Annotated in this window: 18 protein-coding genes; 6 read left to right on the plus strand and 12 right to left on the minus strand. The window is 68.0% G+C overall.

The features are described from left to right. Positions 1-137: 137 nt before the first annotated feature. On the plus strand, positions 138-1580 hold the full coding sequence (gene tldD, locus AC3A4T_RS06910; protein WP_487674704.1) for a metalloprotease TldD: 1443 nt from the start codon (positions 138-140) through the stop codon (positions 1578-1580). A gap of 233 nt (positions 1581-1813) precedes the next feature. Here the strand turns inward: tldD and yjgA are convergent, their stop codons facing one another. Further along, on the minus strand, positions 1814-2380 hold the full coding sequence (gene yjgA, locus AC3A4T_RS06915; protein WP_487674705.1) for a ribosome biogenesis factor YjgA: 567 nt from the start codon (positions 2378-2380) through the stop codon (positions 1814-1816). A 131-nt stretch (positions 2381-2511) separates the two neighbouring features. Here yjgA and pmbA point away from each other — a divergent pair, with 131 nt between their 5' ends. From pmbA to AC3A4T_RS06935, 4 genes are all read left to right on the plus strand, one after another. Then, on the plus strand, positions 2512-3909 hold the full coding sequence (pmbA, locus tag AC3A4T_RS06920; RefSeq protein WP_487674706.1) for a metalloprotease PmbA: 1398 nt from the start codon (positions 2512-2514) through the stop codon (positions 3907-3909). A 375-nt stretch (positions 3910-4284) separates the two neighbouring features. Beyond that, positions 4285-5829, plus strand: a complete 1545-nt coding sequence (locus AC3A4T_RS06925; RefSeq protein WP_487674707.1) for a DUF1800 domain-containing protein — start codon at positions 4285-4287, stop codon at positions 5827-5829. Beyond that, positions 5829-6965, plus strand: coding sequence for a DUF1501 domain-containing protein (locus AC3A4T_RS06930; protein ID WP_487674708.1), 1137 nt, complete (start codon positions 5829-5831; stop codon positions 6963-6965). Before AC3A4T_RS06925 ends, AC3A4T_RS06930 begins: the two co-directional genes overlap by 1 nt. Positions 6966-7305: 340 nt before the next feature. Continuing rightward, positions 7306-7665, plus strand: coding sequence for a DUF4870 domain-containing protein (locus tag AC3A4T_RS06935; RefSeq protein ID WP_056108899.1), 360 nt, complete (start codon positions 7306-7308; stop codon positions 7663-7665). 259 nt (positions 7666-7924) lie between these two features. On the opposite strand, the gene ispA is transcribed toward AC3A4T_RS06935, so the two are convergent. The 3 genes from ispA to tilS all read right to left on the minus strand — a co-directional run bounded on the left by ispA (position 7925) and on the right by tilS (position 10988). Beyond that, complete coding sequence (ispA, locus tag AC3A4T_RS06940) at positions 7925-8821, minus strand: (2E,6E)-farnesyl diphosphate synthase (protein WP_487674709.1); 897 nt, start codon at positions 8819-8821, stop codon at positions 7925-7927. After that, entirely contained in the window at positions 8814-9089 is a 276-nt protein-coding gene (locus tag AC3A4T_RS06945) for an exodeoxyribonuclease VII small subunit (protein ID WP_487674710.1), read from the minus strand. Before AC3A4T_RS06945 ends, ispA begins: the two co-directional genes overlap by 8 nt. 594 nt (positions 9090-9683) lie before the next feature. Further along, entirely contained in the window at positions 9684-10988 is a 1305-nt protein-coding gene (gene tilS / locus AC3A4T_RS06950) for a tRNA lysidine(34) synthetase TilS (RefSeq protein WP_487674711.1), read from the minus strand. Between the two features lie 107 nt (positions 10989-11095). On the opposite strand from tilS, the gene AC3A4T_RS06955 reads away from it, so the two are divergent. Further along, entirely contained in the window at positions 11096-12157 is a 1062-nt protein-coding gene (locus tag AC3A4T_RS06955) for an NADH:flavin oxidoreductase/NADH oxidase (protein WP_487674712.1), read from the plus strand. Here AC3A4T_RS06955 and AC3A4T_RS06960 read toward each other — a convergent pair. The 8 genes from AC3A4T_RS06960 to lpxA form a co-directional block, all read right to left on the minus strand. Further along, entirely contained in the window at positions 12142-12969 is an 828-nt protein-coding gene (locus AC3A4T_RS06960; protein ID WP_487674713.1) for a transglycosylase domain-containing protein, read from the minus strand. The two genes, AC3A4T_RS06955 and AC3A4T_RS06960, sit on opposite strands and share 16 nt — an antisense overlap. Positions 12970-12990: 21 nt before the next feature. Continuing rightward, on the minus strand, positions 12991-13950 hold the full coding sequence (locus tag AC3A4T_RS06965; protein ID WP_487674714.1) for an acetyl-CoA carboxylase carboxyltransferase subunit alpha: 960 nt from the start codon (positions 13948-13950) through the stop codon (positions 12991-12993). A 215-nt stretch (positions 13951-14165) separates the two neighbouring features. Beyond that, positions 14166-17684: a DNA polymerase III subunit alpha gene (dnaE, locus tag AC3A4T_RS06970; RefSeq protein ID WP_487674715.1), complete on the minus strand. Its 3519-nt coding sequence runs from the start codon at positions 17682-17684 to the stop codon at positions 14166-14168. 660 nt (positions 17685-18344) lie between these two features. Then, on the minus strand, positions 18345-18974 hold the full coding sequence (locus tag AC3A4T_RS06975; RefSeq protein ID WP_487674716.1) for a hypothetical protein: 630 nt from the start codon (positions 18972-18974) through the stop codon (positions 18345-18347). A gap of 277 nt (positions 18975-19251) precedes the next feature. Further along, entirely contained in the window at positions 19252-19920 is a 669-nt protein-coding gene (gene rnhB / locus AC3A4T_RS06980) for a ribonuclease HII (RefSeq protein WP_487674717.1), read from the minus strand. A 13-nt stretch (positions 19921-19933) separates the two neighbouring features. Continuing rightward, positions 19934-21166: a lipid-A-disaccharide synthase gene (lpxB, locus tag AC3A4T_RS06985; protein ID WP_487674718.1), complete on the minus strand. Its 1233-nt coding sequence runs from the start codon at positions 21164-21166 to the stop codon at positions 19934-19936. Continuing rightward, positions 21163-21657 (minus strand): hypothetical protein, encoded by a 495-nt coding sequence (locus tag AC3A4T_RS06990; RefSeq protein WP_487674719.1) that lies wholly within the window; start codon positions 21655-21657, stop codon positions 21163-21165. The genes lpxB and AC3A4T_RS06990 overlap by 4 nt, the downstream gene beginning before the upstream one ends. 10 nt (positions 21658-21667) lie before the next feature. Beyond that, positions 21668-22471 carry an acyl-ACP--UDP-N-acetylglucosamine O-acyltransferase gene (gene lpxA / locus AC3A4T_RS06995; RefSeq protein ID WP_487674863.1) on the minus strand — a complete coding sequence of 268 codons (804 nt, stop codon included), beginning with the start codon at positions 22469-22471 and terminating at the stop codon, positions 21668-21670. Between the last annotated feature and the right edge of the window lie 6 nt (positions 22472-22477).

Here is a 22477-nt window from a genome sequence, read left to right on the forward strand (position 1 = left end):
TTCCTGATCAGTAGCGGTTGCGGTGCCGTCTGGCTCCGCGGCCGCAAGCCGCCGGAATCGGCCGCGCGGCCCACCCAAGCGCCGCCGGCCCGCCTAAGATGGGCTTTCCGAGTGTTCACCTCTTGCCTGGTTCCCACATGACCCTTCCCCTGCAGATCGCCGAAACCCGCCTCCTCCTGCCCGCCGGGCTGGATGCCGGCGGCCTGGAACGCAGCTTCGGCACCTTGCTCGGGCCCGGCATCGATTTTGGCGACCTGTATTTCCAGCATTCGCGCCGCGAGAGCTGGACGGTCGAGGACGGCATCGTCAAGGACGGCTCGCATTCGATCGAGCAGGGCGTGGGCGTGCGCGCGATCAGCGGCGAGAAGACCGGCTTCGCCTATTCCGACGAAATCAACAGCGAAGCGCTGCTCGGCGCGGCCAAGTCGGCGCGTGCGATCGCCCGCGACGGTCGCTCGCAGAACGCGCGCAGCCTGGTCCGCGGCGGCGGACGTTCGCTGTATCCCAGCGACGACCCGATCGATTCGATCGGCAACGAAAGCAAGGTCGAAGCGCTGCGCAAGCTGGACAAGCTGCTGCGCGCGGCCGACCCGCGCGTGCAGCAGGTGGTGGTGAGCCTCAGCGGCACCATGGACACCGTGCTGGTCGCGCGCAGCGACGGCGTGCTCGCCGCCGACGTGCGCCCGCTGGTGCGCTTGAACGTGCAGGTGATCGTCGAACACAACGGTCGCCGCGAAAGCGGCTATGCCGGTGGCGGCGGTCGTTACAGCTATGCCGACCTGCTCGGCGGCGACAAACCCGAACAGTTCGCGCGCGAAGCGCTGCGCCAGGCGCTGGTGAATCTCGACGCGGTCGACGCGCCGGCCGGGATCATGCCGGTGGTGCTCGGCTCGGGCTGGCCCGGCGTGCTGCTGCACGAAGCGGTCGGTCACGGCCTGGAAGGCGATTTCAACCGCAAGGGCACCTCGACCTACGCCGGCCGCATGGGCCAGCGCGTGGCCTCGCCCGGCGTCACCATCGTCGACGATGGCACCCTGGAAGGCCGGCGCGGTTCGCTCAACGTCGACGACGAAGGCACGCCGACCAACTGCACCACCCTGATCGAAGACGGCGTGCTGGTTGGTTACATGCAGGACACCCTCAACGCGCGTCTGATGGGCATGACCCCGACCGGCAACGGCCGCCGCGAATCCTTCGCCCATCTGCCGATGCCGCGCATGACCAACACCTACATGCTCGCCGGCAAGGACGACCCCGAAGACATGATCCGTTCGGTCAAGAAGGGCCTGTACGCGGTCAATTTCGGCGGCGGCCAGGTCGACATCACCAGCGGCAAGTACGTGTTCTCGGCGACCGAGGCTTACCTGATCGAAGACGGCAAGATCACCGCGCCGGTCAAGGGCGCGACCCTGATCGGCAACGGCCCGGAAACCATGCAGAAGGTGCGCATGATCGGCCACGATCTGGCGCTGGACGAAGGCGTGGGCGTGTGCGGCAAGGACGGGCAGAGCGTCCCGGTCGGCGTGGGTCAGCCGTCGTTGCTGATCGATGGATTGACGGTGGGCGGCACCAGCGCGTGATGGCGCGTGGTGCGCAAGCGTCCCTTCTCCCGCGAGCGGGAGAAGGTGGCCCGAAGGGCCGGATGAGGGCGCGCGCGGTCATAAGCAACGACGCGATCTGCAACTCCCTCACCCCAACCCCTCTCCGGCCCAAACGCACGGCGTTTGGGCGTTCGCAGGCGCGCGAGCCGATGGCTCGCAAGCAGCGCCCACTCACCCCGCCAGCGGGAGAGGGACTACAAAGGCAGTCTTGCTTAGTCGTTGTCGGCGAATTCGTCGCCGTCATCGTCGCCCGCATCACCCGGACCGGCCAACACCGTGCGCAACTCGCGGTACAACTCGCGGAACGAATGCGGCGGCTTGTTGCGCTTGCGTTCCTCCAGCGTGTTGCGCACCAGTTGGCGCAGTCGTTGCCGGTCGGCGCCCGGGTGTTCGTCGAGCAGTTCGGCCAGCGCCGCGTCGCCGTTGTCGAGCAGGCGCTCGCGCCAGGTCTCGATGCGGTGCATCGCGGCGATCTCGCGCCGGGCGGTCTCGCCGTTTTCATCGAGCGCGTCGCGCAGCGCATCCATCGCCGCATCGTCCTCGCGGCGCATCTGCTTGGCCAGGAACGCCAGCTGGCGCTTGTGGGCGACGTGCGCGGTGATGCGCTTGCAGTCGCGGATGTGCGGCAGCAGCGCCTCGGGCACCGGCAGCTTGGCCAACTGGGCCTCGGTCAGGGACACCAGTTTTTCGCCCAGGGCCAAGGTTTCCAGCGCCTCGCGCCGGTTCTGGCTCCGGCTGGGGCTCAGGAATTCGCCGGTTTCCTCATCTCTGCCGCGCATCGCAAAACACCTCGTGTACCGTCAAACTGAACAATATCGCGTCGCAACGACGCCGCTTGCGTTTCCAGCGGCGCCTGCGCGCCACCGCCAACTCGGCGGCGCCCACGCGCCGCGGCACCAAGGATAAGCCATTGAACGTGTTAGCCCCCAGCTCCGGCATCGCGGCCGCCTCGGCCCACACCTTCGCCGACCCCGAAGCGCGCCTGGACGTGCTGGTCGATCTGTCGCAGCGGCTGCTCGCCGCGGCGCGCGCGCGCGGCGCCACCCAGGCCGAAGTGTCGTGCTCGGAAGAGGCCGGCCTCAACGTCAACGTGCGCATGGGCGAGGTCGAAACGGTCGAATCCACCCGCGACCGCGGCATCGCCATGACCGTCTATTTCGGCCAGCGCAAAGGCAGCGCCAGCACCGCCGATCTGCGCGAGGAAAGCCTGGAGGCCACGGTCGAGCAGGCCTGCGCGCTGGCCCGCTACACCGAGGACGACGAAGCCGCCGGCCTGGCCGACGCGGCCTTGATGGCCACCGATCTGCGCGATTTCGACACCTGGCATCCCTGGAACATCGACGCCGACCGCGCGATCGAACTGGCGCTGGCCTGCGAAAGCGCCGGCCGCGATTTCGACAAGCGCATCGAGAACAGCGACGGCGCCTCGGTCGGCACCGGCGCGAGCCTGGGTGTCTACGCCAATTCGCACGGTTTCGTCGGGCGCGAGCGCAGCACCCAGCACAGCCTCGGCGTCGCCTTGATCGGCGGCCGCGGCGACAACATGCAGCGCGACGGCTGGTACACCTCGGCGATGGCCGCCGATGAGTTGGAATCGGCCGCCAGCGTCGGCCGCAAGGCCGCCGAGCGCACGGTCGCGCGACTGGCCCCGCGGCAGATCGCGACCGGCGAGTACCCGGTGCTGTACGTGGCCGAAAGCGCGCGTTCGCTGATCGGTCATCTGCTCGGCGGCATCAGCGGCGGCGCGCTGTACCGGCGCGCGAGCTTCCTGGTCGACAGCGCCGGCACCCAGCTGTTTCCGTCGTGGTTCCGCATCGACGAACAACCGTTCCTGCATCGCGGCTACCGTTCGACCTCGTACGACGCCGAAGGCGTGGCCACCCACGAATCGGCCTTGATCGATGCCGGCGTGCTGCAGCATTACGTGCTCAGCAGCTATTCGGCGCGCAAGCTGGGCCTGCAGACCACCGGCAACGCCGGCGGCGTGCACAACCTGCAGGTCGCGGCCAACGCCGGCGACTACACCTCGCTGCTCAAGCAGATGGGGCGCGGCCTGGTGGTGACCGAGCTGATGGGGCAGGGCGTCAACGCGGTGACCGGCGATTACTCGCGCGGTGCGGCCGGTTTCTGGGTCGAGAACGGCGAGCTGCAGTATCCGGTCGACGGCATCACCATCGCCGGCAACCTGCGCGCGATGTTCTCGGCGATCGAAGCGGTCGGCACCGACGTGGACGAGCGCTCGCATGTGCGCACCGGTTCGATATTGATCGGGCGGATGACGGTGGCGGGCGAAAGCGCCGAGGATTAAGCCGCGGCGTTGGTCGTTGAGGTGTCGGCTGAAATCCGGATTGGATCGTGGCGCAATCCGGATGGCGACGCAGTCGAATCCGTCGTCCTGCGATCCATGGCTCCGATCATCAGCTGCGAATGCCGCGAAGTCTTTTGTGGGTGGGGCTTCAGCCCCGACGCTTTTCGATCAGCAGCGACGAAAACAGCGACGCGATCGAACCATCCAACATCGTCGCCAAAACCCGCCTGCAACCGACTCGGGCTCGATATCCGCGCACTCCATTCCTTGACCGCGGTTGCGAATCCGCGCATCGCCGACTGAACAGGCGCGGCGGCCTGTCAACCCGAGGCATGGCCACCCGTTCTCTGGCGTAGTTCCCGCCCGGAGAGCCGGATGAGCGCAAGCAAGGCCACGGCCGCCAATCGTTTCGGACTCGGCGCGCGCCCCGGCGAGCTCGACCGCGCCGGCGACGGCCGCCAGATTCTGCTCGCGCAGTTGCGCGAACCGCCGTCGCTGGCGGAATTCCGCGATCTGCCAGGCAGCGCCGCGACCTTGCGGCGCGAATACGAACAACAGCGCGCCAATCGCGCGAGCCGAAACGCTGAAGCGCCGGCGAAGTCGCCGCAGCCGATGATGGCTCCGTCCGAATCCGCATCGACGATGACCTCGCCCGGCATGGACACCGCATCCGCGCGCCGCCGCCGCACCGCTGCCGATCGCAACAGCACTACACCGAACGACCCCGCCGAGCGCGAACCCGCCACCCCCGCCGAAGCCCTGCGCCGCGAACTGCGCCGTCAGCAACTGGCCGAATTCGCCGCGCGCTATCGTCATGCCGCGTCCACCCAGGCGCCGTTCGTCGAACGCCTGACCCAGTTCTGGTCGAACCATTTCGCCGTCTCCATCGACAAGGGTAACGCGCGCCTGTACGCCGGATCGATGGAGCGCGAGGCGATCCGCCCGCATGTGCTCGGCCGCTTCGAGGATCTGCTGCTCGCGGTGGAAAGCCATCCGGCGATGCTGCGTTATCTCGACAACGCGGTGTCGATCGGCGACGACTCGCGCGCGGCGCGGCGCGCGCAACGCATGAGCGGCGGCGATGGCGACAAGCCGCGGCGCGGGCTCAACGAAAACCTCGCGCGCGAGATCCTCGAACTGCACACCCTCGGCGTCGATGGCGGCTACCGCCAGGACGACGTGATCGAACTCGCGCGCGCGATCACCGGCTGGAGCACGCCGGGCCCGCGCGACGCGCAGGCTCTCGACGCCTCGTTCGTGTTCCGCGCCAATGCCCACGAACCCGGCGCGCGCCGCGTGCTCGGCCGCGATTACGCCGAGGGCGGGGTTGAACAAGGCCGCGCGGTGCTGGCCGATCTGGCACGGCATCCGGCCACCGCGCGCCATCTGAGCTTCAAGCTCGCGCGCCATTTCGTCGCCGACGAGCCGCCGCCGGCGCTGGTCGAACGCATGGCCCGGGCCTATCTGCACAGCGACGGCGACCTGCGCGCGCTGTACCGCAGCCTGATCGAAAGCGACGAGGCGTGGTCGCCGGCCGCGCGCAAGTTCAAGACCCCCAACGATTTCGTGATCTCGGCCTTGCGCGCGGGCGAGTTGCCGGTCGGCAACGAAGCGCGCGCGCTGGTCGGATTACTGGCCAGCCTCGGCCAACCGGTATTCACGCCGCGCTCGCCGGCCGGGTTTCCCGACACCGTCGCCGACTGGAGCAATCCCGACGGTTTGTTCAAGCGCATCCAGGCCGCGCAGTTGTTCGCCGCGCGCGTCGATGCGCAGGCGTCCACGCCGTATCAGCGCGCGCTGTCGGTGCTCGGCGGCGACGCGGTCAACGGCGATTTCGCGATCGGCCTGCGTCGTGCGGGTTCGGCCAGCGAAGGCTATGCGCTGTTGTTCGCCAGCCCCGCGTTTCAGTGGAGAAGCTGATGGATGCGCAACGACGAGGCCTGCTCGCCGCGTTCGGCGCCAGCGCGCTGCTGACCCTGTTTCCCGGCGCGACCCGCGCCGCGACCGGGCACGACACGCGTTTCCTGCTGGTGTTGCTGCGTGGCGGCCTGGACGGCTTGCACCTGTTGCCGCCGTACGCCGATCCGGCCTACGCGCGCCTGCGCGGCGAGGGCGCGGTCGAAGACCCGATCCGCATCGACGCGAACTTCGGCCTGCACCCGGCGATGCAGCAGGCGGCGACGATGTATCGCGCGCGCGAGCTGATGCCGATCGTGGCGATCGCGCCGCCGTATCGCGAGCGCTCGCATTTCGACGCGCAGGATTGCCTGGAAAACGGCACCGCCTCGCCGACCGGCGCGCGCGACGGCTGGCTCGGCCGCTGCGTGCAGGCGATGCCGGGCGGCGCCGGTTTCGCGGTCGCCGCGGTGATGCCGTTGGCCTTGCGCGGCAGCGAGCGCGCCAGTAACTGGTGGCCGCCGTTGCCGAAGGATGTCGATCCGCAGCTGTTGCAGCGCTTGCAGCCGCTGTACGCGGCCGATCCGCGCCTGAGCGAGACCTTCGAACGCTCCACCCACGCCGCGACGATGACGCGCGACGGCAAGGGCGCGTTCGCGCTGCCCGAAGCGATGCGCATCGCCGCGCAGCGGATGAGCGCCGTCGATGGCCCGCGCATCGGCTTCGTCGAGGACAGCGGTTGGGACACGCACCGCAATCAGGCGCCGGTGTTGCAGCGCAAGCTGGCCGAACTCGATCAGGGTCTGGCCGCGGCGCGCGCGGGCTTCGGCGCGGCGTGGCCGCGCACCGTGGTCGCCGTGGTCACCGAGTTCGGCCGCACCGCGGCGATCAACGGCACCGGCGGCACCGATCACGGTACCGGCGGCATGGCCCTGCTGTGCGGCGGCGCGGTGCGCGGCGGCCGCATCGGCGGCGACTGGCCGGGCCTGGCCCCGGCGCAGCTCAACCAGGGCCGCGATCTGCGCGCGACCAGCGATCTGCGCGGCCTGTTCAAGAGCGTGCTGAGCGAACACATCGGGCTGGCCGAATCGGCGATCGAGTCGCGGGTGTTTCCGGCCAGCCGCGCGGTCGCGCCGATGACGGGCTGGCGGGCGGCCTAGGCTGCTCCGGCTTCTGCCTCAGGGTGACGCGAATCCTGTGGCTCGATGACCCGATTCCGGCGGTTCGCGCCACGACGAGGCGGGCAGTCGTGGTGTGGCCGCCGGCACCGATTTCGCGCGTTCGATCATTTCGAGCGACGGCGACCGTGACAGCTCGATTGCAACGGCATGCCCGGGCCGGCGGTCAAGGCCGTCCAAGCATGTCGGACACAGATAAAGTGCGGCAGCCATACCCAATTTACCTTGACAGCATGGACGCTCACGGCCGACAGTGACGCGGTTGGGCAGCCCGGAGCTGGCCCATCGGACTTACATCACGAACAGGAAAGGGGAAAAAGGAATGAACGATTTGAACGAACAAGCGTCCGGCAGCAGCGAGGACCGCACCCTGGCGATGATCACCCACCTCTCGGCGATCGTCTTCGGCTTCATCGTCCCGCTGATCATCTGGTTGATCAACAAGGACAAGCCGGAGAAGGAATTCCTGACCGATCAGTCCAAGGAAGCGCTGAATTTCACCATCTCGCTGTTCATCGTGTACATCGTGCTGATGGTGCTGTCGTTCGTGACCTTCGGTCTGGCCGGCCTGCTGTCGCCGGTGATCTGGATCGTGTCGGTGGTGTTCTTCATCATCGCCGGCCTCAAGGCGAAGGACGGCGTGCGCTATCGCTATCCGCTGACCCTGCGCCTGATCGCCTGAGTCGGGATTAGGGATTCGGAATTGGGGCCGGTCGCTCGCGGCCGGTCAGGGGAAAACGAAAAGGGCAGACTTCGGTCTGCCCTTTTTCGTGGCCGATTAGAACGTGTTGGCTGCGAATGTGCCCGCTGAGGACAGGTTGGTTCGGGCATGCGCCGTGTCGAGCGTGCTGGTTCGAACCGTATTCGACAGTGCTCGATGGCTTCGAGACCATCGCGCGAATCGCAGCGTTGACGCCGCGAGGCCGGACCAGCGTCGCCGCTCAGCGATCGCGTTCGATCGCCAACCGCCCCAGCGCGCGCAGCGCGTCGGCGCCGTGGCCGAACGGTTCCAGCGCGGCGTCCATCGCGCGCGCCAGTTCGTCCAGGCGCGCGCGCGAGGCGTCCAGGCCGATCAACGCGGGGAAGGTCGACTTGTCCTGAGCCGCGTCCTTGCCGGCGGTCTTGCCGAGGGTCTGGCTGTCGCCTTCGACATCGAGGATGTCGTCGCGGACCTGGAAGGCCAGTCCCAGCGCCTGCGCGTAGCGGTCCAGGGCGCCGAGCGCGGCGCCGTCGGCGTGGCCGCACAGCGCGCCCATGCGCACGCTGGCGCGGATCAGCGCGCCGGTCTTGAGCGAATGCAGATGCTCCAGCGCGGCCACGTCGAGCTGGACGCCGGTGCCGGTGGCGTCGATGTCGAGCGCCTGGCCGCCGCACATGCCGGCCACACCCGCGGCCTGGGCCAGAGTGCGCAGCAGGGCGACGCGGGTGGCGTCGTCCGTGTCGGTATCAGCCAATACCGCGAACGCCAGCGATTGCAGCGCGTCGCCGGCGAGGATCGCAGTGGCTTCGTCGAAGGCCACGTGCACGGTCGGCTGGCCGCGACGCAACGCGTCGTCGTCCATCGCCGGCAGATCGTCGTGGACCAGCGAATAGGCGTGGATCAGTTCGACCGCGGTGGCCGGCGCGTCGAGCACCGTCGGCGCGACCTCGAACAGCGCGCCGGCGGCATGGACCAGCAGCGGGCGCATGCGCTTGCCGCCGAGCAGCACGGCGTGGCGCATGGCTTGGTGCAGGCGCTGCGGCGCGGCGTCGGAGGCGGGCAGTGCGTGGGTAAGCGCGCGATCGGCGCGCTCGCGCCATTGGCTCAGCAGGTCGTCCAGACGGGCCGCATCACGCATCGACTTCGCTGCCCGGCGGGCCGGCATTGCCGAACGGCTCGGCGCTGGCCGGCTCCTGCGGGTCGGTGAGCAGGCGCACGCGCAGCTCGGCCTGTTCCAGCGCGGTCTGGCAGCGGCGGTAGAGACCGACGCCGCGCTCATAGGCGGCGAGCGAATCTTCCAGGCTCATCTCGCCGTGTTCCATCTTCTCGACCAGTTGCTCCAGGGCATCGAGCGACTGCTCGAAATCGACGACCGGCGAGGCTTCGGTGGGGGTTTTACGAGGCATACGGGAAGTGTGCGGCGGGGGCGGGGCGGGGTCAATGCGGCGTGGGGACGCAGAGGTTGGGGGCGATGGGGTTGATGCATCTCACCAGAACGTCATTCCCGCGAATGCGGGCTCGGCTCTACTTCGGCGTAGCCGAATATCCAGAGACTTCAGCGGCATCCCTTCAGATCGTCATTCCCGCGAACGCGGGCTCTGCTTTACTTCGGCGTAGCCCAATATCCAGAGACTTCAGCGTCATCTTTCCAGGACGTCATTCCCGCGAACGCGGGAATCCAGTGACTTTGACCTTGCAAGACTTCAAGCGGTCTCGCACGAAAGGCCCTGGATATTCGGCTATGCCGAAGTAAAGCAGAGCCCGCCTTCGCGGGAATGACGGTCTTGGAGGATGACGACGAAACGAGAGGGCTCGGTGCCCGCAGCAATAAATAACCGCGATACACGCAGCAGTAACGGCATCCCGATGCCCGCAGGAACAGCGGCGCGCGAAAAGGTAGAAACAACGGATGCCGACGCACGAAGCAGACCAAGAACACCGCGGACCACGAATACAGCGAGCCAACAACACAGCGAACAATCCCGCCCATCGCCCCAGATTCAACCCGCCACCAACGTCAACCGCCCCCCACACCCCCGCAACCACGCATCCATCCGCGCCGACACCGCCACATCGCCGACCGCCAGCACCTCGCCCTGCGCCGAGCTGAGCAGCGGCATGCGGCGCCGCTCCCACGGCGGCACGCCCAGGTCCTGCAGCACCTTGCGCAGCATGTTGCCATGCGCGCGACCCGGCAGCACGATGCGTTCGCCGCCGCGCCGCGCATGCGCCACGCCGGGCGCGTCGAAGGCCTCGGCGCCTTCGAGCCGCCACTCGCCGCCGTCGGGCAGGGCCAGCGGTGCGCGTCCGTCCCACGGCGTCTGCCAGTCCTCGGCCAAGGCGGGCCTGTGCATCTGCGCGTGCAGCAGGTCGCGCCAGGCATGCACCACCGCGCCCTGCCAGGCGAATTCGGCTTCGGCGTCGGCGCGCGCGTCGAGCAATTGCGATTCGATCTGGATCACGCCCTGGGTCGGCAGTGGCGGCAGGCCCAGGCCGGCGATCCAGCGCCGCAGCACCCGCGCGCGCCGCGCGACCGGCAAGGTGCGCAGGGCCGCGCGCGACAGCGCCTGCGGATCGAGACTGCGCACGGTGGCCAGGGCCAGCGCGTCTTCCTCGTCGAGCAGGCGTTCGGATTCGCCGGCCAAGCGTGCGGACAGGGCGAAACTCGCATCCGCCTGCGGCCAACGCTCGCGCAGCAGCGGCATGACCCGGTTGCGCAGGAAATTGCGGTCGTAGCGATCGTCGTCGTTGCTGGGATCGTCGATCCAGCGCAGGCCATGAGCCTGCGCGTAAGCAAGCAACGCGGCGCGCGGCACCGCCAACAGCGGCCGCCACAGGCGACCTTCGCCACAGGCGCGCCACGGCGTCATCGCCGCCAGTCCGGTCGAACCGGAGCCGCGCAGCAGGCGCAGCAGCAGGGTTTCGGCCTGATCGTCGCGGTGATGCGCGAGGAGCAGGGTTTCGCCGATACCCAGACCGGCCTCGAACGCGGCATGCCGCGCGCGCCGCGCCGCCGCTTCCGGACCGTCGCCCGCGTCGCGCGCAACCGACACCCGCGAAACGGTCAATTCCAGCTTGTTGGAGCGGCAAAATTCCTGGCAATGCCGCGCCCAATCGTCGGCCTGCGCATGCAAGCCATGGTGCACATGCCACGCGCGCAGGCCCTGTTGCCGCGCCTGCGGCGAAGCCGCCAAGGCATGCAGCAGCACGCTCGAATCCAGCCCGCCGCTGTAGCCCACGCACAGCGGCGTGGCCGGCAGTTCGCGCAGCGCGGCGGCGATCGCATCGAAGTTTGATACCAACATGCCGGCATGGTGCCACGACGGCGGGACGCAGCAACCCATGGATGATGCTGCGCACGCGCTGGGCCGCCATTACCTTGAGTTCTCCTTGGTAATGCAGAGATCGCGTCGTGTCCCGGCTTTTCGCTCCGCTGTCGCAACGCTCCTTGACCTTGCGCAACCGCCTGGTGGTTTCGCCGATGTGCCAGTACTCGGCGGTGGACGGCGTGCCGAACAACTGGCATCTGGTCCATCTGGGCAGCCGCGCGGTCGGCGGCGCCGGCCTGGTCATGACCGAGGCCTGCGCGGTCTCGCCGCAGGGGCGTATTTCCCCGGCCGACACCGGCCTGTGGAACGCCGCGCAGGCCGAGGCCTGGCATCGCATCAGCTGCTTCCTGCGCTCGCGCGAAGCCGCGGTCGGCGTGCAGCTGGCGCATGCCGGGCGCAAGGCCAGCGTCGAAGCGCCGTGGCTTGGCGGCAAGGGCGTGGCCGCCGATGCCGGCGGCTGGACCCCGGTGGCGCCGTCGGCGCTCGCGTTCCGCGAGGACTCGCCGCAACCGCGCGCGCTGGAACCGATCGACATCCGCAACGTGATCGACGATTTCGCCGCGGCCGCGCAGCGCGCGCTCGATGCGTGTTTCCAGTTGGTCGAGATCCACGCCGCGCACGGTTATCTGTTGCATCAGTTTCTGTCGCCGTTGTCGAACCAGCGCGAGGACCGTTACGGCGGCAGCTTCGAAAATCGCACCCGCCTGCTGCGCGAAGTGCTGGTCGCGGTGCGCGAGGTGTGGCCCGAACGTCTGCCGTTGTGGCTGCGCATTTCCGCGACCGACTGGGCCGACGGCGGCTGGGATATCGAACAGAGCGTCGAGCTGGCGCGGATCGTCAAGGACCTCGGCGTCGATCTGATCGACGTGTCCAGCGGCGGCCTGGTGCCGCATGTGCGCATTCCGGTCGAGCCGGGCTATCAGGTGCCGTTCTCGGCGCGCATCCGCCGCGAGGCCGGCATTGCCACCGGCGCGGTCGGCTTGATCACCCGCGCCGCGCAGGCCGAGAAGATCGTCGCCGACGAAGAGGCCGACGTGGTGCTGCTCGCGCGCGAGCTGCTGCGCGATCCGTATTTTCCGCTGCGCGCCGCGCACGAGTTGGGCGCGAACGTGCATGTGCCGGAGCAGTATCAGCGGGCTTGGTGAGCCGCGCCACGTGCGGCTTGCGAGGTTTCGCAGACCGGCAGTTTCATTCGCGTCAGGTCGGCGTCGGGGTCGCGCAGGTTGAAAGCAAAGTCGGTCCTGAGCATCAGTTGCACATAAGCCCGGCGGAAATCGTCGGGTTCGCACGATGGAGCGCCGTGTGCGCTGCCGATCACCAGCAGCGCGGCCGTTTCCGCTGGGCTTAACTGCTCCACCGGCGAATCGAAATATGTCCGCGCGGCTTGTTCCAGCCCGTTCGCCCGATGACCGAAATATCTGTTTTCCAGGATCGAATCGATGATGCGTTCGGCCGGCCATTCGCGGCTCAGGCGGCTGGTCACCGCCATGTCGATGAATTGCCAGCGGGCCGGCAACTGTCTGAGCGTCGCCACGTCGTGAACGAGCTCTCCAGCCGCGTTTCGCGTCGCGGTTCGCGGCCCGTTTGAAGCGATCATCGAAAACGAGATGTTTCTTGAAGCTTCACCCAACAGGCTCAGATCCGGCATGTCGTCGTCATCCGGCTCATGTGCGGTGTCGAAGCGCCCGGTTTTCCACGCGAGGACATGGCGCAAGGAGAATCCGAGGCTCATCAGCGGCAAGCCAACCCTGCTGAATCGCCTGATCCGGATTTCACCGCGACCACCGGATTGCGCCCACACCAACGCACGCGCGTGGTCGGAATACTCGCGGCGTGGTCCGGGCAAGGTTTGAGGCAGATCGTACGCGCCGTACCAATAAACGCCCTGAAGCAGCACAAAGAACAGGGCGACGACGCCCGCCAGTACCGCGGCGATTCGCTTTAACAGGACATCCATGTCCGCGATTGCCCGGAAGAATCAGGCGGCTTCGTACGCGCCGTAGCCGCGCAAGCGCTCATAGCGACGCTGCAGCAGTTCCTCGACCGGAACGTTTTCCAGCGCGTCGATCTCGTTGATCAACACCGCCTTCAAGCGCGTCGCCATCTGCTTCGGATTGCGATGCGCGCCGCCGATCGGCTCGCGCACGATCTTGTCGATCAGGCCCAACTCGTGCAGGCGCTTGGCGGTCAGGCCGAGCTGTTCGGCCGCGTCCTTGGCCTTGTCGGCGGTCTTCCACAGGATCGAGGCGCAGCCCTCGGGGGTGATCACCGAGTAGGTGCTGTATTCGAGCATCAAGGTGCGATCGCCCACGCCGATCGCCAGCGCGCCGCCGGAGCCGCCTTCGCCGATCACGGTGCAGATCACCGGGATCTTCAGCTCGGCCATTTCCAGCAGGTTGCGCGCGATCGCCTCGGACTGGCCGCGTTCCTCGGCGTCGATGCCGGGCCAGGCGCCGGCGGTGTCGATGAAGGTGATCAGCGGCAGGCCGAAGCGCTCGGCCAGCTTCATCAGGCGCAGCGCCTTGCGGTAGCCCTCCGGACGCGGCATGCCGAAGTTGCGCTTGATCTTGCTCTTGGTGTCGCGGCCCTTCTGGTGGCCGACGATGACCACGCTGCGACCGGCGATGCGGCCCAGGCCGCCGACGATCGCCTTGTCGTCGGCGAAGGCGCGGTCGCCGGCCAGTTCCTGGAACTCGTCGCACATCACCCGGATGTAATCGAGGGTGTAGGGACGTGCCGGATGGCGCGCCAATTGCGAAATCTGCCAGGACGAGAGGTCACGGAAAATCTGCGCGGTGCGCAGGCGCAGCTTGTCCTGCAGGGCATGGATTTCGGCGTCGATGTCGACGGCCGGGCCGCTGCTGGCGTGGCGCAGCTCCTGGATCTTGGCTTCCAGGTCGGCGATGGGCTGCTCGAAGTCGAGGTAATTCGGATTCATTCGGGGGCCGTGGGCCTTGGTCGGTGGACAGTCTAGCCCAGAGGGGGGGACCGTACCGAGGGGGATGGGGGCGGTGGGGCGGGGAACGAGTTAAGAGGAGTGAGCAGTGAGTAAAAGCGGGCATTCGCTCACTACTCGTTACTGAGCACTCGTTCAGAGATCAACGGCCGCATGCGCCTCTACTCACTCCTTACTCCTCTCAACTCACTTCTGCCTCAAGCCCAGGGCTTGCCCAACGTCAAGCGCACCGCCTTCACCCCAGGCTGCGATCGCAGCAGCCCGACCAGGTCCGCGTCCACGCGCACCGACTGCGGGCCGTTGAGGTCGAGCATGCCGGCCGCGCCCTGGCGCAGCAGGTCCAGACGGATCGGGGTCGGGCCGGGGCGCTGTTTGGCCAGCAGCGCGTCCACGCGCTGCCAGGTGCCCGGCACCCGCAGGTCCAGGCGCAGCGCCAGACGCTGCGCGTGCTTGGCGCAGATCTGCGCGTAGTCCCAGCAGCGCGCCGCGCGAAGGGCGAAGCCGCCGCTGAAGGCGTCCTCGCGCAGACCGCCCTGGATCACCAGCAGCCGGTCGCGCGCCAGCATCGAGGCGAATTCGCTGTAGGTCTCGGAGAAGAACGCGCACTCCAGGCGGCCGCGGCCGTCCTCGATCTGCACGAACATCTGGCTGTCGCCTTTCTTGCGGAAGCCGACGACCTGTCCGGCGACGATGATGTCCAGCTCCGGACGCCAACCGCTGCGCGCGCTTTCCGGACGTTTTTCCCAGATCGTTTCCAACTCGCCCAGGTCGATGCCGACCAGCCCGCGCAATTCGTCGCGATACGGATCGAAAGGATGGCCGCTGAGGTAGTGGCCCAGGGTCTCGCGTTCGCCGTGCAGGATCTGGCTCAGCGGCCACTCGTTGGCCTGCGGCAGGTCCAGATGCAGCGCCGGCGCGGCGGTTTCGAACCCGCCGAACAGCGAGACCTGGCCGGCGGCGCGTTCCTTGGCCAACTGGTCGGTGACCTTGAGCACTTCCGGCAACTGCAGCATCAGGCTGGCGCGATTCGGCCCGAGCCCGTCGAGCGCGCCGGCGTGGGTCAACGCTTCCATCGCCCGGCGATTGAGCTTGCCGGTGTCCACGCGCTTGCAGAAATCCAGCAGGTCCACGAACGGACCGGCGCGGCGCGCCTCGACGATCGCCTCGCACACGCCGCGGCCGACGCCCTTCACCGCGCCGATGCCGTAGCGGATCGTGTTGGCGTCGATCGCCTCGAACATGTATTGCGATTCGTTGACGTGCGGCGGCAGCACGGTGATGCCCATGACCCGCGCTTCGTCGAGGAAGTTGACCACCTTGTCGGTGTTGTCCATGTCCGACGAACACGTCGCCGCCATGAACTCGGCGCCGTAATGGCGCTTGAGCCAGCCGGTCTGGTACGCGACCAGCGCATACGCGGCCGAGTGCGACTTGTTGAAGCCGTACTCGGCGAACTTCTCCATCAAGTCGAAGATCGGGCTGGCCTGCTTGGCCGGGATGTTGCGCTCGGCGCAGCCGGCCTCGAACTTGGCCCGCTCCTTGGCCATTTCCTCGGGCTTTTTCTTGCCCATCGCGCGGCGCAGCATGTCCGCGCCGCCGAGCGAATAACCGGCCAGGACCTGGGCGATCTGCATCACCTGTTCCTGGTACACGATCACGCCGTAGGTCGGGCCCAGCACCGGCTCCAGCGAGTCGTGCGGATAGGTGACCTCGGCGTTGCCGTGCTTGCGATCGACCCAGTCCTTGTCCATCCCCGAGCCCAGTGGGCCGGGACGGAACAACGCGGCCAGCGCGATGATGTCTTCGAAGGTGTCGGGCTTGGCGCGCTTGAGCAGCTCGCGCATGCCGCGCGATTCGAACTGGAACACCGCGACCGTGTCGCCGCGCGCGAACAATTCGTAGGTTGGCTTGTCGGTCAGCTCCAGCGCGGTGATGTCGAGCGGTTCGTGCCCTTCCTTGGCGCGGCGCTTGTTGATCGCGCGCACCGCCCAATCGATGATCGTGAGCGTGCGCAGGCCGAGGAAGTCGAACTTGACCAGGCCGACGGCTTCGACGTCGTCCTTGTCGAATTGAGTGACGGGACTTTTGCCGCGGCCTTCGCCGTCGTGTTCGGCGAACAGCGGGCAGAAGTCCGACAGCGGGCTCGGCGCGATCACCACGCCGCCGGCGTGCTTGCCGGCGTTGCGGGTCAAGTCTTCGAGTTCGCGCGCCAGATCCAGCAGATCGCGCACGTCGTCTTCGCTGCGATAACGCGCGATCAGTTCGCTGGAGGCCAGTTCCGGGTTCTTGGCCGCCGCTTCGGATTCGCCGAGCGCGTCGTCGAGCGAGATGCCCAGCGTCATCGGGATCAGCTTGGCGATGCCGTCGACGAACCCGTAGGGATGGCCGAGCACGCGGCCGGCGTCGCGCACCACCGCCTTCGCCGCCATGGTGCCGTAGGTGATGATCTGTGAAACGCGGTCGCGGCCGTACTTGCGCGCGACGTAGTCGATGACTTCGTCGCGGCGGTCCATGCAGAAGTCGATGTCGAAGTCGGGCATCGACACGCGTTCGGGATTGAGGAATCGCTCGAACAGCAGGTCGTACGGCAACGGGTCGAGATCGGTGATGCCCAGCGCCCAGGCCACCAGCGAGCCGGCGCCCGAGCCGCGGCCCGGGCCGACCGGGATCTCGTGGTCCTTGGCCCAGTTGATGAAGTCCGCGACGATCAGGAAGTAACCCGGGAACCCCATCTTGATGATGACGTCGAGTTCGGTTTCCAGGCGTTCGTCGTAGATCTGCCGGGTCTTGCCCGGCGCGATCGGATTTTTTTCCAGCCGCTTGATCAGGCCTTCGCGCGATTGCGCGCGCAGCCACGACTCGATGGTGTGTCCGTCGGGCACCGGGAAGTCCGGCAGCGCGTATTCGCCGAGCTTGAGCTCGACGTTGCAGCGTGTCGCCAGTGCCAGCGCGTTGTCGATTGCGTCGGGCACGTCGGCGAACAGCTCGCGCATTTCCTCGCTGGACTTGAGGTATTGCTCGGCGCTGTAGTCGCGCGGGCGCTTGGGGTCGTCGAGCACGCGGCCCGAGGCGATGCACACGCGCGCTTCGTGCGCTTCGAAGCCTTCGGCGTCGAGGAAGCGCGCGTCGTTGCTGGCGATCAGCGGCAGGCCGCGCTTGCCCGCGGCCTGGATGGCGAAGGCGTTGAACAGCTCCTCGCCGTCGCGCTGGGTGCGGGTGATTTCCAGATGCAGGCGATCGCCGAACACGCCCTGCCAGTCGACCAGCCAGGCGTGGGCGAGTTCGTGGCGATTGGTCGCGGCCAGGCGCCCGCCCAGGCTGTGGCGGCCGGCGAGACAGAACAGGCCGTCGTTGTCTTCGCGCAGCCACTCCGGCCGCAACACTACGCCTTCGGTGCGGTGACCTTCCATCCAGGCGCGGCTGAGCAGGCGCGACAGGGTCAGGTAGCCGCCGCGGTCGCGGCACAGCAGGGTCAGGCGCGAGGCGGTTTCGTTGCCGTCGGCCAGATGCACGTCGGCGCCGATGATCGGCTTGATCCCGGCGCCTTCGCAGGTCTTGTAGAACTTGACCGCGGCGAACAGGTTGTCGAAGTCGGTCAGCGCGACGGCCGGCTGGCCGAGCGCGACGCAGCGTTTGACCAGATCGCCGATGCGGATCGTCGAGTCGGCCAGCGAGTACTCGCTGTGCAGGTGGAGATGAACGAATGGAGCGGACATGCGTACCGGTTCTGCGGCCGTGCCGGAGGAGACTCAAGCCGTGATCGGCAAGCGGCGTGCGAGCCGGCTTGCAGGGTATCAGCCCGGCGGCCCGGGACAAGCCTTGACAGGCGGGGATTGGCGTCGGGGCGGCGATTCGGGCTCGTGGCGAAAAGCCGTGGGCTGGGTGTTTGCGCGGATTTGGGCTTGCGTGGATGCACGTTGCGACGACACGCCCGACCGCAACTGATCGGTTCTCCTCCCCGATTGCGACGGCACGCCGATCCGCAATGAATCAGTTTCCCCCTTTGCAAAAGGGGGCTAGGGGGGATTTGCTTTTGCTCGTACTGCGCAGAGCCAAAGCAAAAGCAACTCCCCCGCGCGACGAGGACGATTCAGACATCAAGCTGACGCCGGGCGCTGGCCCCCTTTGTCAAAGGGGGCGAATTGACGTGATTTCGAGGCGGATCGCGTTTCCGGCGCGGTCGCAATAAATCGACGCGCGACCGCGATGAGTCGACATGGGTGTTCAATCCGTTCGCTTCGCCCGCACGATCGACATGTAGCGCGATAGAACCGCGGCGCGACAGCCCCGTGGTTCCGTCGATACGACCAGTACGATTGTTCCCATGAACGCCGCCTCTTTTTGAAAAGAGCGCCAAGGGGATTCGCCCTCGCGTATCACGCCACCCGAAACACCGGTTCCGGCGTGCGTCCGTTGACGTAATGGCTGTCGCTGACCCGTGCCTGATGCTGCAGCAAGGCCAGTTCGGCCAACCGATCGCGCACCCAGGCCGCGCGCTGCTGCGCCGCGTCGCCGGCCGGATGTTCGATCCGCCGGTACGCGCAGAAATCGCGGAAATCCTCGGCTTCGGCGGCGAACGCCGGCCACGCCAGTTCGATCAGCAGCACGTCGTCGAGCAGGCCGAGCAAGGGCACGCGGTCGGGAATCAGGTCGTCGCCGTCGTCGACATAGGCGAACAGCTGATCCAGACGCCGACGCAGGGCCGGGGTGCAATCCCAGGCTTCGTCGGCGGCCATCGCGCGCAGGTCCTGCAGGCAGTGCAGGCGCTCGTCGATCGCCCGCCTCGCATCGTTGGCGGGCAGCGCGGCGAGCCAGCCGGCCAGGCGTTGCAGGCGGGTGGCATCGACGCGCGCGGCGTCCGGGTTGAGTTCGTGGACCAGGGCGTCGAACGCGGCGATCGCCGCCGGGGTGATCGCCATCGCCGGTTCGAACGGCGGCAGGTGGCGCGGCAGCGCGCTGTCGCGTTCGAACGGCAGCGGTTCGGCCGTCGGGGTGGGGTGAGGCATGCGCATGGAACACCTCGCGTCCGGCCGATGGATGGCGGCGGTGCGTGTCGCGGGCCGGGAGGGCGACGCGGACCGGTGCGCAGTCGAGCCGCGACTGCGATGCTGCGACTGTGGGCCTGTCGAAGTGTGAGCGCGAGCGCTTGAAGTCGCTGTGACCCATGGCACGGGTAACGCGTTCAGCCGACCAAGGGTCGCGGCGAAGGGAACTCCGCGGCGATGCGCGCGGCGTGATCGGCGCGCGGAACAACGCGGCGGCGCGCAGGCCGCGCGCTGGCGTTCAGAACAGCGGCAGATTTTCCAGCGCGACCCGCACCGGGGTGAAACTGCGCCGGTGATGCGGGCAGGGGCCGTGCTCGCTCAACGCGGCCAGGTGCGCGGCGGTCGGGTAACCCTTGTGCTGGTCGAAGCCGTAGTGCGGGAAGCGTTCGTGCAGGCTGCACATGGCGCGGTCGCGCGCGACCTTGGCCAGGATCGAGGCGGCCATGATCGACGGCTCCAGCGCGTCGCCGCCGACCAGCGCTTCGCCGCGGCAGGGCAGGCCCTTGGGCAGGTGGTTGCCGTCGACCCGGACCAGATCGGCCTGCGGCGCCAGCGCCACCACCGCGCGGCACATGCCGAGCATGGTCGCCTGGAAGATGTTGACCCGGTCGATCTCCTCGACTTCGACGAATTCGATCCGCCAGGCCAGCGCGCGTTCGAGGATCAGCGGGTACAGCGCCTCGCGCCGGGCGTGGCTGAGTTTCTTGGAATCATCCAGGCCGTCGATCTTGCGGCGCGGATTCAAAATTACCGCCGCGACGCAGACCGGGCCGGCCAGCGGCCCGCGTCCGGCTTCGTCGACGCCGGCGATCAGGCGCGGTTTGGCGCGCGCCGGTCGCGCGGCGGCGTCGGCCGGTCGCTGCGGCTCGGCGGGCGGTGCATCCGGTGCTGGAAACAGGCTGTCCACGAAAGGCGGGGGCTCAAGGCGACGGCGTAGCGGCAGCCGCATTCTCGCCGATCAGCTCGACGATGGCGTCGGCTGCCCGCGCCGAGGCGTCGCGCTTGAGTTCCAGATGGATGCGCTGGAATTTCGGCAGCAGCGCCGCGCTCGCGGCCGGGTCGCGCAGCCAGCGCAGGCAGGCGCCGGCGAGGTTTTCCGGGGTGCAGTCGTGCTGCATCAGCTCGGGCACCAGCACCTCGCCGGCCAGCACGTTGGGCAGCGCGTAGTGATCGACCTTGAGCATGCCCATGCGCTTGGCCATGAAATAGGTCGCGCCCGACAGCTTGTAGGCGACCACCATCGGCCGCTTGGCCAGCATCGCCTCCAGGGTGGCGGTGCCCGAGGCGAGCAGGACCACGTCGCTGGCGACCATCACCGTGCGCGCGCCGCGATCGACGATGCGCAGCGCCCGGCGCAGGCGTTCGCCATCGGGATGGGCGGCGAGGATGCGTTCGAACGCCGCGCGCGAGGCGGCGTTGGCCATCGGCGCGACCACGCCCAGGCGCGGTTCGGCCGCGACCATCAGCGCGGCGGCGGCGATGAAGTCGCCGGCCAGGCGCTCGATTTCGCCGACCCGCGAACCCGGCAGCATCGCCAGCACCGGCGCTTCGTCGTCCAGGCCCAGGTTCATGCGTGCATCAAAGCGATCGGGATGGATCGGCATCTCGTCGGCGAGCGGGTGGCCGATGAAACGCGCGTCGACATTGTGTTTGGCGTAGATCGGCGGTTCCATCGGAAACAGGCACAGCACCCGGTCGGCGCTCAGGCCGATCTTCTGCGCGCGTTTCTCGCGCCAGGCCCACACCGACGGACTGACGTAATGCACGGTGCGCACGCCGCGCTGCTTGAGCCAGCGCTCGACCCCGAGATTGAAGTCGGGCGCGTCGATGCCGATGAAGGCGTCGGGTTTCCAGTCGAGCACGCGCTGACGCACGTCGCGGCGCAGGCGCAGCAGGCGCGGCAGGTGCTTGAGCACTTCGGCCAGGCCCATCACCGCCAGCTCGCCGGCGTCGAACCAGGTGTCCATGCCGGCCGCGCGCATCTGCTCGCCGCCGATGCCGACGAATTCCGCGCCCGGGTAGCGATGCTTGAGTTCGGCGATCAGGCTCGCGCCGAGCAGGTCGCCGGAGGCCTCGCCGGCGATCAGGGCGAAGCGCGGCGGCGGCGGGGGCGCGGCCGGGAAAATTTCGTCGATCGGGTTGGTCGTCGTCATGGGGCGTAGTGACGTTCCAGTTCGGTTTGATACTGCGCGCGATCGAATACGAATCGCAGCGGCGCGCCCGGGGGAAAGGCGCTTTGTGCCGGATTTTCACCCGGATGAGGGGCGAGCATGGGGCCTTGATCGTCCTCGAAGGTGATCTGCTGCCACGCGACGTGATCGCCGTCGAATTCCAGCACGCAGGAAATCACGCCGCAGTAGTCGCTGCCGCAGTGGCAACGGTACAGCACGTGGCGGCCGCTGCCGTTCTGGTTGTACGAGGGTTCGCGGCCGAGAAACAGCGCCAGGCCGCGCTCGCGCAGTGGCGGCGATTGGCGCAGGTCGAGGTCGCTGCCGCAGTTGCCCAGGTCGCGTTCGACTCCGAGCCAGTTGGCAAGCGATCGATCGTCGACGAATATCTCGGCGACCTCGGTGCGATGCGCCACGCCGTCGATTTCGTACTCGACGACGTGCTGTCCGATGCGTAGCCGCTGGACCGTCGTCATCGCGCCGGACTCAGCGCAGCAGCGGGCGCTCGCCGTTGCCGATGAAGTCCAGCAACGCGCGCACGTCCGGGCTGTCGGCGGCCAGTTCTTCGAGCTTGGCGCGCGCTTCGTCGAGCGGCGCGCCGGACACGTACAAGGTGCGGTAGGCGCGCTTGATCGCGCTGATGCGCTCGGCATCGAAGCCGCGGCGCTTGAGCCCTTCGCTATTGATCCCGCGCGGACGGCCGTAGCCGTCCTGGGCGACCATGACGAACGGCGGCACGTCGCCGTTGACCAGCGCGCCCATGCCGATGAAGGCGTGCGCGCCGATCCGGCAGAACTGATGGATGCCGGAGAAGCCGCTCATGATCACCTGGTCCTCGACCACGACGTGGCCGGCCAGGGTCGAGTTGTTGGAGAACACGCAGCCGTTGCCGACCTGGCAGTCGTGGGCGACATGGGTATACGCCAGCAGCCAGTTGCCGTTGCCGATGCGGGTGATGCCGCCGCCGTTGCCGGTACCGCGGTTGACGGTGACGAACTCGCGGAACACGTTGTCGTCGCCGATGTGCAGCGCGGTGCGCTCGCCGGCGAACTTCTTGTCCTGCGGATCGCCGCCGATCGCGCATTGGGCGTAGAAGCGGTTGTTGCGGCCGATCGTGGTCGGGCCGTGGACCACGCAGTGCGGGCCGAACACGGTGCCGTCGCCGACTTCGACTTCCGCGCCGATGTAGACGAACGCACCGACCACGACGCCGTCGCCGAGTCTGGCGCCGGGTTCGACGAAAGCGGTGGGATGGATGCTCGCGTTCGTGCTTATCGAATCGGGGTTCATCGGGTC

This window comes from Lysobacter sp. Soil_N_51 (assembly GCF_057655755.1).